Source organism: Streptomyces sp. WMMC940 (assembly GCF_027460265.1).
Classification (GTDB): domain Bacteria; phylum Actinomycetota; class Actinomycetes; order Streptomycetales; family Streptomycetaceae; genus Streptomyces.
Genome location: NZ_JAPZBC010000001.1, coordinates 3,923,493 through 3,943,705, shown reverse-complemented (window position 1 = coordinate 3,943,705; position 20,213 = coordinate 3,923,493). Strand labels below are relative to the sequence as shown.

The window sequence follows — 20,213 nt, the reverse complement described above, 5'->3', positions numbered from 1 at the left end:
CGTAAGGCGCAGCTTCGCGTCCATACGGACGCAAGCGGATGATCGTTAAGTAGGCATAGCCAGCGGACCGCACTACGCTGCGCCCATGAGCATGCTCACTCCCCCAGGCATGGGCGGAAAGTACCGCATTACGGGCAACGCCTATCCACGTATGCGCCGCCCCCGTCGCCGCCGCAAGGTCGTGCTCGCAGTCGTCGCAGCCGTGGCCGTCATCGGCCTCGGCGGGTGGGGAACGCTGCAGCTCATCGACGCCTTCTCGGACGATGCCAAGAAGGCCGGCGCCAAGAGCCGGGCCGCGGCGTGCAAGCCGCGGTCCGCACCGTCGACCGCGCCGCCACCGCCGAGGCCCGCCCAGATCACCGTCAACGTCTACAACGCCACCCCGCGCAGCGGACTGGCCAAGGCCACCGCCGACGAGTTGCAGAAGCGCGGCTTCAACATCGGCAAGGTGGGCAACGCCCCGGCGGAGTACGACAAGAAGGTGCCCGGCCCCGGAATTCTGCTGGGCGCGCCGGGCGCCTACGAGGGGTCGTTCGGCGTGCTGGGCACCCAGCTCGCCGGCGCCCAGGTGAAGGCCGACGCCCGCACCTCCGCGGACGTCGACCTGATCATCGGCACGGCCTTCAAGACGCTGAACACCAAACCCGTCGCGGACAAGGCGCTGGCCGCACTGGCCGAGCCCGAGCCCGCGCCGGGCGAGTGCGGCTGAACGCCTCGCTCCCCGCGGCCGTACGGCCCGCGCACACCTCGCACGCCCGCTCCGGGGTGTGCGAGGACCGGCGCCGGGAGGCCGGTCCCGGCGTCCGGGCGGCGAGTCCTACTCGGCCGCGCCGTACATCCGGTCGCCCGCGTCGCCCAGACCCGGAACGATGTAGCCGTGCTCGTTGAGCCGCTCGTCGACGGAGGCCGTCACGACCGTCACCGGCGTGCCCGCGAGCTCGCGCTCCATCACCTCGACACCCTCCGGCGCAGCCAGCAGCACGACCGCCGTCACATCGTCGGCACCGCGCTTGATCAGCTCCTGGATCGCCGCGACCAGCGTGCCGCCCGTGGCCAGCATGGGGTCGAGGACGTACACCTGGCGGCCCGAGAGGTCCTCCGGCATGCGCGTCGCATACGTCGACGCCTCCAGGGTCTCCTCATTGCGGATCATGCCGAGGAAGCCCACCTCGGCGGTCGGCAGCAGCCGCACCATGCCGTCGAGCATGCCGAGACCGGCCCGCAGGATCGGCACCACCAGGGGCCGCGGACGGGAGAGCTTCACTCCCGTGGTCGCCGACACCGGCGTCTCGATGTCGATCTGCTCGGTGCGCACATCACGCGTGGCCTCGTACGCGAGCAGGGTCACCAGCTCGTCGGCGAGGCGCCGGAAGGTGGGGGAGTCCGTGCGCCGGTCGCGCAGGGTGGTGAGTTTGTGCGCCACCAAGGGGTGGTCGACGACGTGGATCCGCATGGACCCAACAGTAGCCGGGGCTGGCGTGGACGCGGCCTCCGGCGGGAAGGTGGGACATAGCCTTCCAGCACCGAGGTGGTGTGGCCGATGCCGGAGCGGGATCAGCAGGACCGGGAGCAGCGGCGGGAACCGCGGCAGGAACAGGAGGAGATCGACGCCGAGCGCAGGCGCCGGCGCGCCCAGTTCCTCCGCGAACTGCACGAGGCGAAGGCCTTGCGTGACCGCGTCCAGCCCCGACGCGCCCGCACGGCGCGGATGCGCCAGGCGATGCGCATGCGCTCCTTCCGCTGGTGAGCCTCGGTGTCCCCTGGACGGACCCCTGCGCCGCCGTTCGGCGGGCCCTCTCGCTGAACGCGTGCACGACGCAACGCCGGAAGACCTCTCGCGAAGCCGCTGTTTCTGCCACGATTCCGAGTGGGCGGGGCACGAGCAGCGCTCCGCCGGTCGTCACAACTCTGATCAGTGGGAGAGTCACGGTGTACTTCGCCGCACTGCTCGCGCGCACCGAAGACGGGTGGGTAGCGAGCGACACAGAGCTCGACGATGTGGAGACCCTGTCGGATCTGGCCGACCTGGCCCGCGATGCCTCGGTGAACGAGGACACGGTGCTCGCCTTCATCGAGCAGGAAGACACATGGTTCGGCATCGTCCGGGTGGACGGCGAGGACGATCCTCGTGTCTTCGTCTCGGACGCTGCCTCGGCGGCACGCTCCTCCTACGGGGCGATGCTCACGGACGAGCTGCTCGGCAAGGACGAGGAGGATGACGAGCTGGACTCGCTCGACCTCGACGGCACGGAGGACGGCGAACCGGAGGCCGAGGAGGACTCGGCCGACGACTCCGACGCGGTCCCGGTCGGGCCGCTCGGCGACTCCGAGCTGCTCGCCGACCTCGGGATGTCCGCCAAGGAGCTCTACGCGCTCAGCTCGGACGCACTGACCGAGATCGCCGACACCCTCGGCGCTTCCGAGATGCTGGAGGCCGTCCGCTAGTGACGGACCCGGTCAGGGCACCGTGGGAGGCGCCCATGCGGCTCGCGCTGGACGAGGCCGCACGTGCGCCGCTGGCCGGGGACGTCCCGGTCGGCGCCGTCGTGCTGGCCGAGGACGGCACGGTCCTGGCGGCCGGCCACAACGAGCGCGAGCTGACCGGCGACCCCACCGGGCACGCCGAGGTCCTCGCGCTCCGGCGGGCGGCCGTGGTGCGCGGGAGCTGGCGGCTGACCGGCTGCACGCTCGTCGTCACGCTGGAGCCGTGCACGATGTGCGCGGGCGCCCTGGTGCTGTCCAGGGTGGACCGGGTGGTCTACGGCGCCCGCGACGAGAAGGCGGGCGCGGCGGGCTCGCTCTGGGACGTCGTACGGGACCGGCGGCTCAACCACCGCCCGGAGGTGATCCACGGAGTGCTGGAGGCCGAGTGCGCACAGCAGCTCACGGCGTTCTTCCGGGGCCCTCGCGGTGATGCCGGGGAGGGGCTGCGGGACGGCCTTCCCGACTGCTGATCGATATCGATTTCAGAGCACGGCCCACCTTGGGCTAAGCTCTCTCCCGGTAGCGTGTCCGAGCGGCCGAAGGAGCTCGCCTCGAAAGCGAGTGTGGCGCAAGTCACCGAGGGTTCAAATCCCTCCGCTACCGCTCCTGTGAAGGGCCCCGTCGCTAGTTCCAGCCCGGGGCCCTTCATCATGTACGCGTGCGCCCCGCGCACGGGCGCCCGGACGCGGGCGGCCTCGCGGCGCGGGCACGGCGCACGCACGGGGAGGCCCCGGCCGTTCGGGGGATCGGGCCGGGGCTTCCGTCCGGTCGGGGGAGGCGGGGTCGGGGGACCCACCGCTTCCCCCGAGGCGACGCGCCCGCCGGTCCGGCACCGCCGCTCGGGAGGAGCAGGCAGCTGTGGCCCGCGTGGCGGGGCACGGTTCCCCCACCCATCGGATTCCTGCCGGATCCTCCGGGTTCACCCCCGATTCCGCTGGTGGGGACGCCCTCCGCGGGCGGAGGAAGGTCACCGGCGGCAGGGTCCTCGGTCCCTGAACGCTCGGTTAGACTCACGCGTCCGCACAGGGGCCGCAGGGGAGGCAGGGACCAGTGGTGCAAACGAAGAAGATCGCTCTCTATGTGGTCGTCGTCTTCGTGCTGTACACGATCATCAATTCCCCGGCCCGGGCGGCCGAGCTCGTCCAGGTGGGCTTCGAGGGCATATCGAGTGCCGCGCAGGGCGTCGGCGAGTTCATGTCACAGCTCGTCAACTAGGTCTCCCCGGACGTGGTGCCCCACCCGGACGCAGCCGGTCGGCGGTGCGAGGTGTCACCACGCGGGTGATCGCCGATGGCGACCACCGAGCCGCCCGCCCTCCCGGACCCTTCAGCCCCCACCGTAGAGGTGCGGGGCTTTCTTCACTTATGCACCAACTTGCCCTCAACACGGCGTCATGGGGTGCTTGAACGCGGTGGATCTGTGTTGTGATGCTATGACCGCTTTTGATGGATGAGTTGACCCGACGTTGACCTCTGGGGTTGACGCCTGGGGTTGACGCCGTTCGACCCGTGAAGGGGTGGCGTGACCGTGCCGGCCAGTACAGCGCCTCAAGTGCCGCCCCAGAACGAGACCGAGGGCCGGACCAAGCAGAGCCGGGGCGCGGACACCAGGGCGCTGACCCAGGTGCTCTTCGCCCAGCTGAAGGACCTGGAGCCCGGCACACCCGAGCACACCCGCGTCCGGGCCGCGCTCATCGAGGCGAACCTGCCCCTGGTCCGTTATGCGGCGGCACGTTTCCGCAGCCGCAACGAGCCGATGGAGGACGTGGTCCAGGTCGGCACGATCGGCCTGATCAACGCGATCGACCGCTTCGACCCCGAGCGGGGCGTGCAGTTCCCGACGTTCGCGATGCCCACCGTGGTCGGCGAGATCAAACGATACTTCCGCGACAACGTGCGGACCGTGCACGTGCCCCGCCGGTTGCACGAGCTCTGGGTGCAGGTCAACGGCGCGACGGAGGACCTGACGACGACGCACGGGCGGTCCCCGACGACGGCCGAGATCGCGGAACGGCTGAAGATCTCCGAGGACGAGGTCCTCGCCTGCATCGAGGCGGGCCGGTCGTACCACGCGACGTCACTGGAGGCCGCACAGGAGGGCGACGGACTGCCGGGGCTGCTGGACCGGCTGGGCTACGAGGACCCCGCGCTCGCCGGGGTCGAGCACCGCGACCTCGTACGCCATCTCCTCGTACAACTGCCCGAGCGCGAACAGCGGATCCTGCTGCTGCGCTACTACAGCAATCTGACGCAGTCCCAGATCAGCGCCGAACTGGGGGTCTCGCAGATGCATGTGTCAAGGCTCCTCGCCCGCAGCTTCGCACGATTGAGATCCGCAAACAGGATCGAGGCGTAACCGAAACGGGTAGACCCCTTTCAGACCATTTCGAGTGGAGCGAAAGCCGCATACCCCCCTTTTCCTGCGCTGATTTGACGCTCCGTTGTCGACATGTCACTACAGCGTGTTGCCGACATGTGACATTCTGCGGAAACCGCGTTTGCCGCGGCCCCGCCTCCGGTATTCAGGTGGAGGCTGCGTTCCTCCGATGGTCGTGGCCGACGCGACCGTCCGCGACCTCCAGGGGGTGGCATGTCCGCAGAACAGGGCAGCTCGAAGGTGCTCACGCTCACGCAGAGCGCTCCCTCGCCCGACGCGCTCCCGGCGCCCGAACCGGTGTCCGCGCCCATGTCCGTGGACGTGGCCGTGGATCTGCCGCCCGAGGCCCCCGAAGCCCTCGACACCCGCACGCTCTCGCGCTCGCTCTTCCTGCGGCTGGCCGCGCTCGACCAGGACAGCCCCGAACGCACGTATGTGCGCGACACCCTCATCGAGCTCAACCTGCCGCTGGTGCGCTACGCGGCGGCCCGCTTCCGCAGCCGCAACGAGCCGATGGAGGACATCGTCCAGGTCGGCACCATCGGCCTCATCAAGGCGATCGACCGCTTCGACTGCGAACGGGGCGTGGAGTTCCCGACGTTCGCCATGCCGACCGTGGTCGGCGAGATCAAGCGCTTCTTCCGGGACACGAGTTGGTCGGTACGGGTTCCGCGCCGGCTCCAGGAACTGCGCCTCGCGCTGACGAAGGCGAGCGACGAGCTGGCCCAGAAGCTGGACCGCTCCCCGACGGTGCCCGAACTCGCCGCGGTACTGGGCGTGTCGGAGGAGGACGTGGTCGACGGCCTCGCCGTGGGCAACGCGTACACGGCGTCCTCGCTGGACTCCCCGTCGCCGGAGGACGACGGCGGCGAGGGCTCCCTGGCGGACCGGCTCGGCTACGAGGACGGCGCGTTGGAGGGCGTCGAGTACCGCGAGTCCCTGAAGCCGCTGCTGGCCAAACTCCCGCCGCGCGAACGGCAGATCATCATGCTGCGCTTCTTCGCCAACATGACGCAGTCGCAGATCGGCGAGGAGGTCGGCATCTCCCAGATGCACGTCTCCCGCCTGCTCACAAGGACGTTGGCACAGCTGCGCGAGGGCCTGATCGCCGACTGACACCGCCCGGCCGGGCGCGTGCTTCCACGGCCCGCAGCCCGGCCGGTCATCACTTACCGGTGCGGGGTTCCTGTTTGACGGTTCGTCAGACAAACTGGGCCGATGCGACGGCGACGGGTCGGATACGGGCTGGCGGGGGTCGCACTCTGCCTCGGCGGGGTGCTCGCCGCCTCCGGGGCCGACGGCCGGCACGACGGGTACGCGGCTGTCGGAGCCGGCGGGAACGGGCCGGAGGACGCCGTGCCGCCGTCCGGGGACGTCGTGCTCGTCCCCCTCGACACCAGTTCCCCCGCCCGGCCTCCCGGGGCGGCACCGGGAACCGGTGGCGGATCCGCCGGGAGGACGGACACGGGCGCGGGCGCGCCGCTTCCGGGTGCGACACCGGGTGCCTCGGACCGCCCCGCCGTGCCCGGGGCCCCGAGAGAACGGCCTGCGGGAGGAGGATCGGGCGACGGCTCCGGGCCGGGCACGGCGGAACCGGGGGACTCTCCCCCGGCCCCGGGCCCGAGCGCGCCGGCTCCCCCGCCGCCGGAACCGCCGCCTTCGCCGCCAGGGCCGGCCGTACTGGTCGTCGCGGAGGTGCGGAGGGCGCCCACGGACAGGCGGTGGTGCGAGGACGTCACCGTGGAGTTCCGCAACACCGGTGGCTCAGCGGTGCGTTCGGGCACCGTCGTGTTCGGCACGCACATCATCGGAGCGCTCGGCGTCGACTGGGCGACGATCGAATCGGTCCGGGCGCTGCCGGCGCCCATCGCCGCGGGAACGGCCAGGACGACGACGTACCGGGTGTGCGTGGACTCCTGGCGCGTGCCGCTGGGCATGCGCGTGGAGACGCAGGACGTACGCGCGGAGCGTCCGTCCTGAGCGGCCGGACCTGACGGAGGTCCGTTACGACGGAATCAGCCGAGCGCGAGCCAGACGACCGCGCCGACGATCGCGACGGCCGCCACGATCCCGACGATCAGCCCGACCCGCGGACCGGCCGGCGCGGGCGCCGCCGCGGTGCGGCCGCCCTGCCGCGGACCGCCCTCGTCGACGAAGGCGCGGAACATCTGCGTGCTGCCCGCGGGATCGTAGCCCTCGGGGCCCTGGGGCGCTTGGGGGTTGTGTGCCATGGGTCAGGACCCTAGCGAACACGGGTGACCCGCCCAACCCCCGGTCGGCCGCCCCGCGACACACCCGCACGTCGTCCGCACGTTTCCCCGCCAATGCGGCCGGACCGTGACCTCGCACATGCAAAGGTTTTGGGGTTCCTTTACCCCGAAGGGCCCCATTTCGTTTGCCTGCAGCAACCAACCGCTTCTATGGTTGCCCTAAGCAACAATATGGGGGTGCGTCCGTGGCCGAACGGAGTCAGTACCAGGAGCTGGCCCGCCAGATCGGCGCCATGGGCGCCGTGAAGAGGAGCGTCGAGCGCCTGCTGCCCGCGGAGTGCCCGTCCGGCTCCGCCGCCGTGCTGGCCCTCCTCGACCGGTACGGGGAGATGCGGATCAGCCGGCTCGCGGAGCTCCTCGCCGTCGACATGTCCGTCACCAGCCGTCATGTGGCGCACGTCGCCGGACGCGGCTGGATAGAGCGGTCACCCGACCCGGACGACGGGCGCTCGCGCATCCTGCGGCTCACCCCCGCGGGGGTGGAGCGGCTCGGCGACCTCGGCCGACGCACCACCGATCTGTTCGCCCACCACCTTGAGGACTGGTCCGACGACGACGTCGGACGGCTCAACGCGCTGCTGGCCCGCCTCCGCGAATCCCTCGGGGACTGCCGGACCGCCCGTACACCCACGTAAGAGACCGCACACCACGCACGAGACTAGGAAGTTCATGGCTACGACCACACCGACCGGTGTGCGGGGCGGCCACGCCGGAGACGGGGGGACCCATGCCTCCGAGGGCGGCGCGCCGATGACGCACCGGCAGATCATGGAGGCGCTGTCCGGGCTGCTGCTCGGCATGTTCGTCGCCATCCTGTCCTCGACCATCGTCTCCAACGCCCTGCCCGCGATCATCAAGGACCTGGGCGGCGGCCAGTCCGCCTACACATGGGTGGTCACGGCGGCCCCTGCTGGCGATGACCGCGACCACCCCGCTCTGGGGCAAGCTCGCCGACCTCTTCAGCAAGAAGCTGCTCGTCCAGACAGCCCTGATCATCTATGTGGCGGGCTCGGTGGTGGCCGGACTCGCGCAGAACACCGGCACGCTCATCGCCTGCCGCGTGGTGCAGGGCGTCGGCGTCGGCGGCCTCACCGCCCTGGCGCAGGTGATCATGGCCGCGATGATCTCCCCGCGGGAGCGCGGCCGCTACAGCGGCTACCTCGGCGCGACGTTCGCCGTCGCAACGGTCAGCGGCCCGCTGCTCGGCGGCGTCATCACCGACACCGAGTGGCTGGGCTGGCGGTGGTGCTTCTACGTCGGTGTGCCGTTCGCGCTCCTCGCGCTGCTCGTGCTGCAGAAGACCCTCAAGCTTCCCGTGGTGAAGCGGGAGGTCGAGGTCGACTGGGCGGGCGCCCTCCTCATCAGTGCCGCGGTCTCGCTGCTGCTGATCTGGGTCACTTTCGCGGGTGACAAGTACGCGTGGCTGTCCTGGCAGACGTACGCCATGACCGGCGGCGCGCTGGCCCTGGGCCTGGTCTTCCTGGCCGCAGAGTCCCGGGCGGGCGACCCGATCGTCCCACTGCGGCTGTTCCGCAACCGGACCATCACGCTGGCCTCCCTGGCGTCGCTGTTCGTGGGTGTCGCGATGTTCGCCGGCACGGTCTTCTTCAGCCAGTACTTCCAGCTGGCCCGGGGCGAGTCGCCCACGATGTCCGGCGTCATGACCATCCCGATGATCGCGGGTCTGTTCGTCTCCTCGACGGTCAGCGGCCTGATCATCACCAGGACCGGCAGGTGGAAGGCATGGCTGGTCAGCGGCGGTGTCCTGGTCACCGGCGGCCTCGGCCTGCTGGGCATGATCCGCTACGACACCGAGTACTGGCGCATCGCCGTCTTCATGGCCGTCATGGGCCTCGGCCTCGGCATGATGATGCAGAACCTGGTGCTGTGCACGCAGAACCAGGTGGCCCCGCAGGACCTGGGCGCGGCCTCGTCGGTCGTCACCTTCTTCCGGTCGCTGGGCGGTGCCGTCGGTGTCTCCGCACTGGGCGCGGTGCTCGCCAACCGCGTCACCCACTACGCCGAGGACGGCCTCGCCGAACTCGGCCCGCGCGGCGCGTCGACGGGCCACGGCGGCACCGGCGGCGGGGGCATCCCCGACCTGGACGCGCTGCCCGCCCCGGTCCGCACCGTGATCGAGAGTGCGTACGGGCACGGAGTCGCTGACGTGTTCCTGTACTCGGCCCCGTTCGCGCTGCTGGCGTTCCTGGTGACCCTGTTCATCAAGGAGGTGGCGCTCAAGGGCGCCTCGGCCACCCCGGACGCGACCTCGCGGGACACCGGTGCCACCGCCCCCGTGCAGATGCCCGTCACCGTGCACGGTGTGGTGCGCGCCTCGGAGGGCGCACCCGTCGGGCGGGCCGCCGTCACGCTGATCTCGCCTGCGGGCCGCCGACTGGGCCGCGCGGTGGCCCGGGCGAACGGCGCGTACGCCCTGGACGCGCCGGGCTCCGGCCCGTACGTCCTGATCGCCTCGGCCGACGGTTTCCATCCGCAGGCGTCCACGGTGGTCGTCGGGGACGAGCCCTTGACCCACGACATCCTCCTCACCGGCACGAGCGGGCTGACCGGCACCGTGGTCACGGCCGAGGGCGGCGCGGCCGTCGAGGGCGCCGTGGTCGTCGTCACCGATGTTCGGGGAGACGTGCTGGCCACCGGCACCTCCGGCCCGGGCGGCGGCTTCGCCTTCACCGAACTGGTGCCGGGCGGGATGACCGTCGCCGTGAGCGCCCCCGGCTTCCGGCCGTTGGCCCTCCCCGTGGAGATCGGCGGCCAGGGCGTCTCCCGGCTCGAGGTGGCCCTGCGCGCGGGCGCCGTGGTCCGCGGCACCGTCCGGGCCGGGCACGCCGGGAACCCGTTGGCCGGCGCCCGGGTGACGCTCGTCGACGCGGCGGGGAACGTGGTCGCGACCGCGACCACCGGCGACGACGGCGCGTACGCCTTCGCCGACCTCGACCCGGGCGAGTACACGGTCGTCGCGACCGGCTACCCGCCGGTGGCGGGCACGCTCAGCGTGACCGGCGGCGGTGTGGACGGCCACGACATCGCACTCGCCCACGCGGGCGAGTGACCGGACCCCCGGGCGGCGCTCCCAGCGGAGGCGGCGCCCGGGGCCGGGGCGGCAGGCAGGGGACGGCCGGCCGCCCCGGCGACTTCTTTCCGATGCCCGACCGCGGGCCGGACGCGCTCCCTCGGCCCCGGCCCGGGTGCCCGTTCGGCCCGGCGGGGCAGCCGCGCGGCGAGCAGGCAGTCCGCCGGCACGGCCGGCGCTCCGACGAGCCGGCTGGTCTGCAGGCTCGACGCCAATGCGTCCGCGCTGCGCGGCCGGCCTGCGGACCCGTCGGTGGTTCCGTGGTCGTGGCGGTCGCGCCTGCTCCTCGTACGGCGCACGAGACGGCTTCCCGTGCACCGTTCGAGGCTGTCCCCCGTGCCGCTTGTCGCTAGCGCGCCGAGGTGAGGTCGTACAGGGTGGTGCCCCCCGCGGTGACCTGCGTGAAGTTCGCCCGGACCCACTCCTGGATCTCGGCGCTGCTTTCGCCGCCCGGGCCCCCTCCCCGGGCGCCCCCGCCGGCGGCGCCGTCGATGAACCAGTGGACGCTGCCGGCGGCCACGTACTGCTGGAACCGGGCGAGCGTCGGCGACGGGTCGCTGCCGTTGAAGCCGCCGATCGCCATGACCGGCTCCTCGGTGGCGAGTTGGTACGCGGCCGCGTTCTGGGAACCGACCGCGGCGGCCACCCAGGTGTGGGCGGAGGCGTTCTCCGTCAACTGGGCGACGACGGCGGAACCGACGTCCGGACCGTCGAGCAGACCGCCCGCCCTGCCGGCACCGGCGGGCCCTTCGCCCCACGCCTGGCGGCCCTGGCCCTGGCCCTGGCCCTGGTTCTGGCCGGGGCCGGGCGGTACGCCCTGACCCGGTCCTTGGCCTTGGCCGAGACCCTGTCCCGGGCCCTGACCCCGGCCCCCTCCGTCCCCCGCACCCGGCGGCATCCCGCCGCCGTCCGCCGCGGGACCGCCGTCACCTCGGGCGCCGGGGCCGCCCCCAGGCCCGCCACGCGCGGACGCCGGTCCCGCCGTCACGATCGAGCCCTGGTGGCCGCTGCCCAGTGTGGACAGGGTGTACGCCACCGGCCCGGCCAGCGACGCCGCGAGCCCGAGACCCGCCGCGCCCAGCGCGAGCGCACGCCCGAGCCGCCCGGCGAACAGCAGTCCCGCCGCGGCCACGAGCCCACCCACCAGCACCGCCGTGCGCAGCCACGGCACGAAGTCCGCGGTGCGGCCGAGCAGGACCCAGGCCCAGACCGCCGTCACCGCCACCGCGCCGGCCAGCGCCGCACGGGCCGCGGGATGACCGCGCTCCTCCCACAGCACGGTGGTGCCCATTCCGACGAGCGCCGCGATGTACGGGGCGAGCGCCACCGTGTAGTACTCGTGGAAGATCCCGGCCATGAAGCTGAAGACGAAGAGCGTCGTCAGCAGCGCCCCGCCCCAGGCGAGGAAGGCCGCCCTCGCGGTGTCGGTCCTGCCGCCTCGCCGGGTCACGACGAGGCCCGCGACGAGCAGGACGAGTGCGGCGGGCAGCAGCCAGGAGATCTGGCCTCCTACGCCGTCGCCGAACATCCGGCCGATGCCGGTCTCCCCCCAGCCGCCGCCCCGTCGGCCGCCGCCGACGCTGCCGATCTCGTTGCCGCTGATGCGGCCGAGGCCGTTGTAGCCGAAGGTGAGTTCGAGGAAGCTGTTGTTCTGGGAACCGCCGATGTACGGGCGCGAGGCCGTCGGCCACAGCTCGACGACCGCCACCCACCACCCTCCGGAGACGATCAGCGCCGCTCCCGCGAGGGCGAGTTGGCCGATCCTGCGCCGTACGGGAGCGGGCGCGCACACCGCGTACACGAGCGCGAGCGGCGGCAGGACGAGGAACGCCTGCAGGGTCTTGGTGAGGAACGCGAACCCGACCACGACGCCCGCCCACACCAGCCATCCGGTACGGGCGGCCTCCAGTGCGCGCAGCACGCAGTACACGGCCACGGTCGTCAGCAGTGCCAGCAGCGCGTCCGGGTTGTTGAAGCGGAACATCAGCGCGGCGACCGGCGTCATGGCCAGCACCGCGCCCGCGATCAGCCCCGCCGCCGCGCTGAAGCGCCGACGGACGGCCGCATGGACGACGGCCACCGCCGCCACGCCCATCAGCACCTCGGGCACCAGGATCTGCCACGACCCGAGCCCGAACAGCCGGACCGACAGCGCCATCGGCCAGAGCGCGGCGGGCGGTTTGTCGACGGTGATGGAGTTCGCGGCGTCGGACGAGCCGAAGAAGAACGCCTTCCAGCTCTCGCCGCCCGCCTGGACGGCTGCGGAGTAGAAGGAGTTGGCGTAGCCGGAGGCGCTCAGGTTGTACAGGTACAGCGCGCCGGTCAGCGTCAGCAGGGCGACCAGGGCGGGCCGCGCCCAGACCGGGTCCTCGGCACGGCCCCGCCACAGGCGGGCGGCCCGGCCGGGTCGCGGCGGCGTGCGCGGCGGTCCCGCGGCCGCGCTCGCGGTGGCCGCGTACGCGTCGTGCGGTGCGGTCGTCATCGTCGGCCTCCCGTGGTCGTGCCGTTCGTACGAGCCTCGGGAACCGTGCCGTCCGTACCGGCGTCGGGAACCGTCATGCCCGTGGGGCGCGGGCGCGTCAGGGAGCGGCGCACGGGAAAGACCCAGGCGCGGAAGAGCAGGAAGCGCAGCACGGTGGCCGCGAGGTTCGCCACGACCAGGACGGCCAGCTCGGTGCCGTGGGAGGGACTGCCGGCCGCGGCGTCCAGCGCGGCGAGGGAACCGCTGGTGAGGGCGAGACCGATACCGAGGACCAGCAGCCCCTGGGCCTGGTGGCGCACCGCCCGCTCGCGCCCGCGCACACCGAAGGTCAGGCGCCGGTTCGCCGCCGTGTTCCCGATCGCCGAGAGCAGCAGCGCGGCGGCGTTCGCCGTCTGCGGCCCCGCCCCGGCACGGAACACCGAGTACAGCAGCAGGTAGCAGAGCGTCGAGAGCACACCGACCGCGCAGAAGCCGACCAGCTGACGGGCCAGCCCGCCGGGGACTCCGCCGATCCGGCCGTCCCTCGGGTCGTCGCCGAACGGCCGTGCGAGCCGGTCCAGGGGGAGCGCCCCGACCGCCAGCGCCCGTCCGACCCGCAGCACGCCCTTCAGGTCGTCGACGGCCGTGCGCACGATGCGCACGGTGGAGTCCGGGTCGTCGACCCAGTCCACGGGAACCTCGTGGATCCGCAGGCCCGCCCGCTCGGCCAGCACCAGCAGCTCCGTGTCGAAGAACCAGCCGGTGTCCTCGACCATCGGCAGCAGGCGCTCGGCAACCTCGCGCCGTATCGCCTTGAACCCGCACTGCGCGTCCGAGAACCGCGCGGCCAGCGAACCGCGCAGGATCAGGTTGTACGTACGGGAGACGAACTCCCGCTTCGCCCCGCGCACCACCCGCGACGAACGCGTGAGCCGCGAGCCTACGGCCAGGTCCGAGTGGCCGGAGATCAGCGGGGCGACCAGGGGCAGCAGCGCGTTGAGGTCGGTGGACAGGTCGACGTCCATGTACGCCAGCACGGGCGCGTCGGACGCCGCCCACACCGCCCGCAGCGCACGACCGCGCCCCTTCTGCTCCAGACGGAGAGCCCGGACTTGCGGGACCGAGGCCGCGAGCGCCGCCGCCACCCGGGGTGTGCGGTCGGTACTGGCGTTGTCCGCGACGGTGATCCGGAAGCCGTACGGGAAGGTGGCGGCGAGATGGTCGTGGAGCCGGCGCACGCACGGCTCCAGGTCCTTCTCCTCGTTGAAGACGGGGATGACCACATCGAGCACGGGCGGGCCCGCCGTGCCCACGGGCAGATGCTCCCGTGCCGGCAGGGTGCCCGTGGCGGTGGTGCCCGCCGGGGTGTCGGTTCGCATGGACCGACTCTCGACGGGGCCGCTGTCACCCCCGTGTGCCGAGACTGTGCGCCGTCTGTGAGTTGCCGGGTTGCCGTACGAGCGGCAGCCGCACGGTGAGGACGGTGCGGCCCGGCGCGCTCGCCGCGTCGACCGTTCCGCCGTGCGCCGCGACCACGGCGTGCACGATCGCGAGCCCGAGGCCGGTGCTGCCCGCGTGCCGGGAACGCGAGGCGTCACCGCGCGCGAAGCGTTCGAAGACGTGCGGAAGCAGGGCGGGGGGAATGCCCGGACCGTCGTCCCGGACCTCCAGCGCGACCGCCGTCCGGCACTGCAGCGGCCGCACGGCCGCGGTGACGGTGGTGCCCGGCGGAGTGTGCGTACGGGCGTTGGCCAGCAGATTGACCAGCACCTGCTGCAGCCGCTCCGGATCGGCCCTTACCACGGCGGGGTCGTCCGGCAGTTCCAGACGCCAGATGTGCTCCGGTCCCGCGGCCCGGGCGTCGCTCACCGCGTCGACGACGAGCGGCGACAGATCGGTGCTCCGGTACGCCAGGGGCCGCCCCGCGTCGAGCCGCGCCAGCAGCAGGAGATCCTCCACCAGCCCCGTCATCCGGGTGGCCTCCGACTCGATCCGGGCGAGCGCGTGCCGGGTGTCCGGCCCGGGCCGCTCCCGTCCGCGCCGGGTCAGCTCGGCGTAACCGCGGATGGACGCGAGGGGCGTGCGCAGCTCATGGCCGGCGTCCGCCACGAACTGCCGCACCCGCGTCTCGCTCTCCTGCCGCGCGTGCAGGGCGGAATGGACGTGGTCGAGCATCCGGTTGAGCGCGGCGCCGACCCTGCCGACCTCGGTGCCGGGGTCGGCCTCCGCCTCGGGCACCCGCTCGTACAGCGCAACCTCGCCGCTGTGCAGGGGAAGTTCGGAGACCCGGGTGGCGGTCGCCGCGACCCTCCGCAGCGGGCGCAGCGCGACCCCGACGAGGGCGCCGCCCGCCAGTCCGGCGGCAACCAGTCCGGCGGCGGTCACACAGATCTCGACGACGACGAGCGTGGCCAGGGTGCTGTGGACCTCGGCCAGGGGAACGCCGACGAGGAACGCGCCGTTGCCGCCCGCACGGTACTCGACGCGGTAGCCGCCGAGACCCGGCAGTTCCACGGTGTGCGGCCGTCCGTCCCGCGGCACGGCCGTGAGCGCGGCCTTCTCCGCCCCGGTCAGGACCCGGTCCGTGACCCGTGGGCCCAGCTCGTCCGAGTCCTGCTGGGTGGAGACGACCCCGCCGCCGAGGGCACCGTCCGCCGCGACCTGCGCGCCGACCGTCCCGAGCGGCGCGCCGCCGCCCGTGACGAACCGCAGCGGCTCCGGCGCCCGCGGGCCGCCGCCCCGGGCGCCCGGAGGAGGGCCGGCCGCCCGCAGCGCGACGCCGCGGAGCTGCTCGTCCTTCTGCCCGTACAGGTACGTGCGCAGCGCGAGCGTCGTCACGGAGCCGATGACCGCCGCGACCACCGCGATGAGCACCACCGCGGACACCACGAGCCGGGTCCGCAGCGACCATCCGCCGCGCGAGGCCACGCTCATCACGCCCTAGTCACCGGGCTTGATCAGATATCCGGCACCGCGCCGGGTGTGGATCATCGGGGTGCGCCCCGCGTCGATCTTGCGCCGCAGATAGGAGATGTAGAGCTCGACCACATTGGCCTGGCCGCCGAAGTCGTACGACCAGACCCGGTCCAGGATCTGCGCCTTGCTGAGCACCCGCCGGGGGTTGCGCATCAGATAGCGCAGCAGCTCGAACTCCGTCGCCGTGAGGTGGATCGACGTACCGCCGCGTGTCACCTCGTGGCTGTCCTCGTCGAGCGTCAGGTCACCGACGACGAGCAGCGACTCGTCCCGCGCTGCGACCGCCGTCGCGGAACGCCGTATCAGCCCGCGCAGCCGTGCCACGACCTCCTCCAGACTGAACGGCTTGGTCACGTAGTCGTCACCGCCCGCCGTGAGGCCGGCGATCCGGTCCTCGACGGCGTCCCTGGCCGTCAGGAACAGCACCGGTACGTCGGGGAGTTCGCGCCGGAGCCTGCCGAGGACGGCCAGCCCGTCCATGTCGGGCAGCATCACGTCGAGGACGACGGCGTCGGGCCGGAAGGCGCGGGCCGCGCGCACGGCACCCGCCCCGTCGCCCGCGCTGCGCACCTCCCACCCCTCGTAGCGCAGGGCCATCGAGAGCAGCTCGGTGAGGGAGGACTCGTCGTCCACGACGAGGACCCGTACGGGGCCGCCGTCGGTCCTGCGCAGTCCGGAGCGTCCCCGGGCCGTGGTCGTCGTCATGCCGCCCACTCTGGGGCGCCGCGGTGAGAGCGACCTTGCGCTTCCCTGTGAATCCCCTGAGAACCGTCACGGGCAGACGTGGGCGATCGGCACCGATGCACGGCGTCACGGGCGGGCGACGCCGAAGACCGCCACGGACCGCGGCGGACGGGCGGGGACCGCCACGGACTGCCGTGGACGGGCGGGACGGGCGGGGACCACCACGGACTGCCGTGGACGGGCGGGACGGGCGGGAACGGCCGAGGACCGCCGCAGACGGCCGTGGACGGCCGGGCGTCACGGCCCGACCGAGAACAGCGCGGCAGCGTTCCCGTGGCAGACCGCGCGCAGCCAGTCGTCGCCGAGCTCCAGCCGCTCCAGGGCCCGGAGCTGGTGGAGGTAGGGGTACGGGATGTTGGGGAAGTCCGTCCCGAACAGCACGCGGTCCCCCAGGTCCGCGAGCCGCGCCCGCTCGGCCGCCGGGAACGGGCTGAAGCGCTCGCTGAAGTCGGTGAAGGCCATCGTCGTGTCCAGGCGCACCTCCCGGTGGCGATCGGCGAGGTCCAGGAAGTCCCTGTACTCCGGCATCCCCATGTGGGCGACGATCAACCGCAGTCGGGGATGGCGCGAGAGGAGGCGTGCCACCGGCTCGGGCCCGGTGTACTTGCCGGGCGCCGGCCCGGACCCGCAGTGCATCACCACCGGCACGCGCGACTCGGCGAGCAGACCCCACACCGGGTCGAGGAGGGCGTCGTTGGGGTCGTACGCTCCGACCTGGACGTGCGCCTTGAACACCCGGGCCCCACCCTCCACGGCCGCGCGGACATAGCGCTCGACGCCCTCCTCGGGGTACAGCGTCGCCGTCCGCAGACAGTCGGGCGTCCGGGCGGCGAAGTCGGCGGCCCATCCGTTCAGCCACTCCGCCATGTCCGGCTTGTGGGGGTACAGCATGGACGTGAAGTGCCTCGCTCCGAACTCACGGAGCAGCGCGATCCGTCGGCCTTCCTCCGCGCGGTAGGTGATCGGCCACGCCGTGCCCGTCAGCGGTCCGGCGGAGTCGAAGTACGCCCACACCTTGTCCAGGACCCGCTCGGGCATGAAGTGGGTGTGCACGTCGATGAGTCCCGGCAGCCCCAGCCGCTGCCAGAACGTCCGTACCGCCAGGGCCTCGGTCCCGTCCGGGCCCGGACCGCCGGAGGGTCCGGCCGCCGCACCCCGGGCCGCTCCCTCCGCATCCGGCGAACAGCAGGGGGAGGCGGGGTGGTTCCGTGCCGTCACGGGGTGATCGCTCATGCCCACACCCTCCGACGTGCACCGAGGCACTGTCCAGGCCCCGCCCCCCGGCCCCGGACGCGGGCGCGGGCGCGGGCGGACGGCGCGTACCGGGTCCGCACCGGGGCGCACTCACGCTGGGTGCGGGAAGCCGCCCGTGCCACGTGCTCCAGGAGCCGGGGCGGGCCATCGCGGCCACGGAGGCCGGACGTGCGGGGCCGGGGCCGGAGCGGATTCCCCGTCGGCTCCGGTGCGGATCCCCCATCGGATCCGCTCCGGGCCGGATCCGGACCCGGACGGCTCAGAAGAGCCCGTCCTGGACACCCGTCGGCAGTTCGTCCACCGGCACGGACGCCGCGGATCGGGGATCGGCCGCGACGAGCTCCCAGCCGGACATCAAGCGGGTGTCGAGGACCGTCACGCGGCCGTCGCCGGTGCCCAGGTGCAGATCGGGGCCCGCGGCCGCGACGAGCCGCCCGGCCACGCCCCCGCCGTCCACCAACTCCCGCACCACCCGCAGGGCCGCCGGACCCCCGACCGCCGCGCCGGGCTGCACCGTGGGCGCCAACCCGAACTCGCCGGCGTGGTCGAGCAACAACGGCGGATCCGGAATCAACACCTGCGTCGACCCGAGCCGTGGCCCCGGCTGCAACGACCGAGCCCGGAGCGGGTCATGAGTCGCCGTGAGCATGACGCCCCTTCGGGACTCACGGTGCCGACTGTCCGCGATCACCATGGCCTACCGATCCATGCACCGGGCTGGGCTGGTCCGCACGACCGCCTCACATATCGTGGCGGCACATCGCTACCAGCACTGGGGGGACACGGCGTGGATCAAGGACGGGATCAGCGCATCCGGCGCGCGAGGCTGTTCGGCGCTGTCGCGATGGCAGTCCTCGCAGCAGTGGCAATGGTCGGCTACGGAATCAGGGCCGCCCTGCCCTGGTGGGCGGTGGCGACCGTGGCATTGCTGACGGCGGGGCTTGCCGGCTGGACCGGGGCGCAGATCGGCCGTCAGCGCGGTATCCGTAACGAGGTCCTGGAGCCCGGGGAGACGGTGCTCGGTACCTACACCGTTCGTCCCCCGTACACCGAGCACACCCCGCCCGCGGCTCACGAAGGGCCGCAGTATCAACTTCGCGTGACCACCCGCTGCATGGAGATGTGGGAACGCTCTGCCTTGCTGTGGCGACACCCATGGCCCGAGTTGCGGCTGATCACCGACGGCCCGCGACTGCGCATCCACCATGAAGGGCGTGAGGCCGGGACGATGCTGCTGGAGCAGCCGGGCGCCGCTCAGGAGATACGTGGCGTCGCCAGGCGGCACGGGGTCTGATGCCCGACTGCTTTTCCGCGCTCACCTGGGCGGCATAGGTTTCAACCGGTCGTCCAGGACAGGGATCTGCGCCGCGAGGTCGGCGACGACCTGCGCGGCGACGTCCTCCCCCGGCAGCGCGGTCCGCTGAGCCTGCACAGCCTCCGGCGCGGTAGCGGTGACCGCGGCGGCGCTTCGGCCATCGCGATTGGCCGGCCAGGCCGTCAGTCGGACCCGGCCGCGGCGGCGAATCGGGGCCGGCGTCCGGTACCGGTCAACAGCACGAGTGCAGCCTTCTGCGCGCTGCAATCGAGGCTCGTTCCAGCACGGGGAGGACACCGGCCAGCACGTCCCGCAAGCGGTTGATCACCCACGCCCGGTCGGCCACGAGGTCGGTGCGGTGGGCAGTCAGCAGCGCGAGGTCGGCGACCGGCTGGGCGGGCACGTCAATGGCCGCGAAGCCCCGGCGATGACGCGCAGTCCCGGCGATGACATAGGCATCGCGGGATCGGTTCTCGCCTCGCCTCGGTAGGCGCCCGACATACGGTTGACCGTCCGACCGGGCACGCAGACGGCAAGATCTGATCTTCACCACGAAGTACGGCACGCCGATCGAGCCGAGGAACCTCACCCGCATGTTCGCGCTGCGGGCCCGCCGGGCCGGTCTCCGATCCATCCCGCTCCGTAACACCCGCACACACCTGCAGCTCGCTCCTGATCGCTCTCAGGGTTCACCCGAAGGTGGCGCAGCGCATTCTCCGGCTCTCACGGATCGCCGTGACGATGGAGGTCTATGCCGAGGCGAGCGAAGAAGAGGTACGCGCTGCGATCGGCAAGCTGTCCGCCGCGATGGGCGGCACCGCTGACAGCGATCCGTACGGTTGCTGTACCTCGGGCTGTACGGCACGACAAAGCCCCCTCCGGGACGATCCCGAGGGGGCTTTGATCCGTGTGCACTCGGCAGGATTCGAACCTGCAACCTTCTGATCCGTAGTCAGATGCTCTATCCGTTAAGCTACGAGTGCTTGTCTTCCCGGGCTTTTCGGCCCGGTCGGCGTTGCGGGAACAACATTACATGACCTGCGCCGTCAGGCGAAATCCATTAACCGCACCCCGCCTGACCTGCACAAACACCCGGACGGCCGTATGGGCGCCCGACGCTGGGGACCGCCGTCCGGGGGGATGCGGAAGCGAGCGGATCACCCGTGTGCCGACCCGGAATATCGGAGACGGACCCCGGGCGCCGAGAGAGGGAGATCGCGCGGGCCGGTGCGACACCGACGA

18 protein-coding genes, 2 tRNA genes and 3 pseudogenes are annotated in these 20,213 nt (G+C 72.4%); 13 read left to right on the top strand and 10 right to left on the bottom strand.

All coding sequences use genetic code 11. The annotated features are described in order from the left end of the window. The first annotated feature begins 85 nt into the window (after positions 1-85). Positions 86-709 carry a LytR C-terminal domain-containing protein gene (locus O7595_RS17315; RefSeq protein WP_269729569.1) on the top strand — a complete coding sequence of 208 codons (624 nt, stop codon included), beginning with the start codon at positions 86-88 and terminating at the stop codon, positions 707-709. Between the two features lie 108 nt (positions 710-817). On the opposite strand, the gene upp is transcribed toward O7595_RS17315, so the two are convergent. Next, on the bottom strand, positions 818-1,453 hold the full coding sequence (gene upp / locus O7595_RS17310) for a uracil phosphoribosyltransferase (RefSeq protein ID WP_138054321.1): 636 nt from the start codon (positions 1,451-1,453) through the stop codon (positions 818-820). 87 nt (positions 1,454-1,540) lie between these two features. Here upp and O7595_RS17305 point away from each other — a divergent pair, with 87 nt between their 5' ends. The 8 genes from O7595_RS17305 (at position 1,541) to O7595_RS17270 (ending at position 6,840) form a co-directional block, all read left to right on the top strand. Further along, positions 1,541-1,747 (top strand): hypothetical protein, encoded by a 207-nt coding sequence (locus O7595_RS17305; protein WP_269729568.1) that lies wholly within the window; start codon positions 1,541-1,543, stop codon positions 1,745-1,747. 182 nt (positions 1,748-1,929) lie between these two features. Further along, positions 1,930-2,445, top strand: a complete 516-nt coding sequence (locus tag O7595_RS17300) for a tRNA adenosine deaminase-associated protein (RefSeq protein WP_269729567.1) — start codon at positions 1,930-1,932, stop codon at positions 2,443-2,445. Positions 2,446-2,480: 35 nt separating this feature from the next. Next, positions 2,481-2,954 (top strand): tRNA adenosine(34) deaminase TadA, encoded by a 474-nt coding sequence (gene tadA, locus O7595_RS17295; protein WP_269729566.1) that lies wholly within the window; start codon positions 2,481-2,483, stop codon positions 2,952-2,954. A 48-nt stretch (positions 2,955-3,002) separates the two neighbouring features. Beyond that, a tRNA-Ser gene (locus O7595_RS17290) sits at positions 3,003-3,087 on the top strand. 447 nt (positions 3,088-3,534) lie between these two features. Continuing rightward, a complete protein-coding gene (locus tag O7595_RS17285; RefSeq protein WP_269729565.1) occupies positions 3,535-3,699 on the top strand; it encodes a hypothetical protein in 165 nt (54 codons plus the stop codon). Between the two features lie 312 nt (positions 3,700-4,011). After that, positions 4,012-4,839: an RNA polymerase sigma factor SigF gene (locus O7595_RS17280; RefSeq protein WP_269729564.1), complete on the top strand. Its 828-nt coding sequence runs from the start codon at positions 4,012-4,014 to the stop codon at positions 4,837-4,839. Positions 4,840-5,073: 234 nt separating this feature from the next. After that, complete coding sequence (locus tag O7595_RS17275; protein WP_269729563.1) at positions 5,074-5,976, top strand: RNA polymerase sigma factor SigF; 903 nt, start codon at positions 5,074-5,076, stop codon at positions 5,974-5,976. Positions 5,977-6,600: 624 nt separating this feature from the next. After that, on the top strand, positions 6,601-6,840 hold the full coding sequence (locus O7595_RS17270; protein ID WP_269729562.1) for a hypothetical protein: 240 nt from the start codon (positions 6,601-6,603) through the stop codon (positions 6,838-6,840). A 35-nt stretch (positions 6,841-6,875) separates the two neighbouring features. Here O7595_RS17270 and O7595_RS17265 read toward each other — a convergent pair whose 3' ends face one another. Then, positions 6,876-7,091: a hypothetical protein gene (locus O7595_RS17265; protein ID WP_269729561.1), complete on the bottom strand. Its 216-nt coding sequence runs from the start codon at positions 7,089-7,091 to the stop codon at positions 6,876-6,878. 224 nt (positions 7,092-7,315) lie between these two features. On the opposite strand from O7595_RS17265, the gene O7595_RS17260 reads away from it, so the two are divergent. After that, positions 7,316-7,765: a MarR family winged helix-turn-helix transcriptional regulator gene (locus tag O7595_RS17260; protein ID WP_269729560.1), complete on the top strand. Its 450-nt coding sequence runs from the start codon at positions 7,316-7,318 to the stop codon at positions 7,763-7,765. A gap of 34 nt (positions 7,766-7,799) precedes the next feature. Continuing rightward, positions 7,800-10,200: pseudogene (locus O7595_RS17255) on the top strand (MFS transporter). Positions 10,201-10,570: 370 nt separating this feature from the next. Here O7595_RS17255 and O7595_RS17250 read toward each other — a convergent pair. From O7595_RS17250 to O7595_RS17225, 6 genes are all read right to left on the bottom strand, one after another. Further along, the gene (locus O7595_RS17250) at positions 10,571-12,703 is read right to left on the bottom strand and encodes an ArnT family glycosyltransferase (protein WP_269729559.1); all 2,133 of its coding nucleotides are present in this window, start codon (positions 12,701-12,703) and stop codon (positions 10,571-10,573) included. Next, entirely contained in the window at positions 12,700-14,061 is a 1,362-nt protein-coding gene (locus tag O7595_RS17245) for a bifunctional glycosyltransferase family 2/GtrA family protein (protein ID WP_269729558.1), read from the bottom strand. Before O7595_RS17245 ends, O7595_RS17250 begins: the two co-directional genes overlap by 4 nt. Positions 14,062-14,086: 25 nt before the next feature. After that, a complete protein-coding gene (locus O7595_RS17240) occupies positions 14,087-15,616 on the bottom strand; it encodes a sensor histidine kinase (protein WP_269729557.1) in 1,530 nt (509 codons plus the stop codon). Positions 15,617-15,622: 6 nt separating this feature from the next. Continuing rightward, positions 15,623-16,363, bottom strand: a complete 741-nt coding sequence (locus O7595_RS17235) for a response regulator transcription factor (protein ID WP_269729556.1) — start codon at positions 16,361-16,363, stop codon at positions 15,623-15,625. Positions 16,364-16,639: 276 nt separating this feature from the next. After that, positions 16,640-17,635, bottom strand: coding sequence for an amidohydrolase family protein (locus O7595_RS17230; protein WP_269729555.1), 996 nt, complete (start codon positions 17,633-17,635; stop codon positions 16,640-16,642). A 280-nt stretch (positions 17,636-17,915) separates the two neighbouring features. Beyond that, entirely contained in the window at positions 17,916-18,212 is a 297-nt protein-coding gene (locus O7595_RS17225; protein WP_443071642.1) for a hypothetical protein, read from the bottom strand. Positions 18,213-18,443: 231 nt separating this feature from the next. On the opposite strand from O7595_RS17225, the gene O7595_RS17220 reads away from it, so the two are divergent. Beyond that, positions 18,444-18,950 (top strand): hypothetical protein, encoded by a 507-nt coding sequence (locus tag O7595_RS17220; RefSeq protein ID WP_269729554.1) that lies wholly within the window; start codon positions 18,444-18,446, stop codon positions 18,948-18,950. A gap of 39 nt (positions 18,951-18,989) precedes the next feature. Here O7595_RS17220 and O7595_RS17215 read toward each other — a convergent pair. After that, positions 18,990-19,505 (bottom strand): annotated as a pseudogene (locus O7595_RS17215) (IS110 family transposase); the annotation flags it as partial. Between the two features lie 5 nt (positions 19,506-19,510). Here O7595_RS17215 and O7595_RS17210 point away from each other — a divergent pair. Continuing rightward, positions 19,511-19,790: pseudogene (locus tag O7595_RS17210) on the top strand (site-specific integrase); the annotation flags it as partial. A 91-nt stretch (positions 19,791-19,881) separates the two neighbouring features. Here the strand turns inward: O7595_RS17210 and O7595_RS17205 are convergent. Continuing rightward, a tRNA-Arg gene (locus tag O7595_RS17205) sits at positions 19,882-19,954 on the bottom strand. Between the last annotated feature and the right edge of the window lie 259 nt (positions 19,955-20,213).

Excerpts from the sequence above, each read along its gene's own strand:
- O7595_RS17315 (WP_269729569.1), top strand. The coding sequence starts at position 86 with ATGAGCATGCTCACTCCCCCAGGCATGGGCGGAAAGTACCGCATTACG.
- upp (WP_138054321.1), bottom strand. The coding sequence starts at position 1,453 with ATGCGGATCCACGTCGTCGACCACCCCTTGGTGGCGCACAAACTCACC.
- O7595_RS17305 (WP_269729568.1), top strand. The coding sequence starts at position 1,541 with ATGCCGGAGCGGGATCAGCAGGACCGGGAGCAGCGGCGGGAACCGCGG.
- tadA (WP_269729566.1), top strand. The coding sequence starts at position 2,481 with ATGCGGCTCGCGCTGGACGAGGCCGCACGTGCGCCGCTGGCCGGGGAC.
- O7595_RS17275 (WP_269729563.1), top strand. The coding sequence starts at position 5,074 with ATGTCCGCAGAACAGGGCAGCTCGAAGGTGCTCACGCTCACGCAGAGC.
- O7595_RS17265 (WP_269729561.1), bottom strand. The coding sequence starts at position 7,091 with ATGGCACACAACCCCCAAGCGCCCCAGGGCCCCGAGGGCTACGATCCC.
- O7595_RS17250 (WP_269729559.1), bottom strand. The coding sequence starts at position 12,703 with ATGACGACCGCACCGCACGACGCGTACGCGGCCACCGCGAGCGCGGCC.
- O7595_RS17245 (WP_269729558.1), bottom strand. The coding sequence starts at position 14,061 with ATGCGAACCGACACCCCGGCGGGCACCACCGCCACGGGCACCCTGCCG.
- O7595_RS17240 (WP_269729557.1), bottom strand. The coding sequence starts at position 15,616 with ATGAGCGTGGCCTCGCGCGGCGGATGGTCGCTGCGGACCCGGCTCGTG.
- O7595_RS17235 (WP_269729556.1), bottom strand. The coding sequence starts at position 16,363 with ATGACGACGACCACGGCCCGGGGACGCTCCGGACTGCGCAGGACCGAC.
- O7595_RS17230 (WP_269729555.1), bottom strand. The coding sequence starts at position 17,635 with ATGAGCGATCACCCCGTGACGGCACGGAACCACCCCGCCTCCCCCTGC.